Origin of the sequence: Pseudomonas sp. UV AK001 (genome assembly GCF_046097675.1) — a bacterium.
Taxonomy (GTDB): domain Bacteria; phylum Pseudomonadota; class Gammaproteobacteria; order Pseudomonadales; family Pseudomonadaceae; genus Aquipseudomonas; species Aquipseudomonas kribbensis.
This window is the reverse complement of record NZ_JBJUVZ010000041.1, coordinates 1-337: the sequence shown is the minus strand read 5'-3', so window position 1 is coordinate 337 and position 337 is coordinate 1. Positions and strand designations below refer to the sequence as shown.

Below are 337 nucleotides of genomic sequence, written 5' to 3'. Positions count from 1 at the left end.
GGCCTTAGAATCCCGGATTTACCTAAGATTCCAGCCTACCACCTTAAACTTGGACAACCAACGCCAAGCTGGCCTAGCCTTCTCCGTCCCTCCATCGCAATAACCAGAAGTACAGGAATATTAACCTGTTTTCCATCGACTACGCTTTTCAGCCTCGCCTTAGGGACCGACTAACCCTGCGTCGATTAACGTTGCGCAGGAAACCTTGGTCTTTCGGCGTGGGTGTTTTTCACACCCATTGTCGTTACTCATGTCAGCATTCGCACTTCTGATACCTCCAGCAAGCTTCTCAACTCACCTTCACAGGCTTACAGAACGCTCCTCTACCGCATCACTT

The 337-nt window shown here is 50.1% G+C and carries 1 rRNA gene; it reads right to left on the bottom strand.

Annotated elements, in window-relative coordinates:
* A 23S ribosomal RNA gene (locus ACKLNA_RS29185) occupies window positions 1–337 on the bottom strand; the annotation flags it as partial.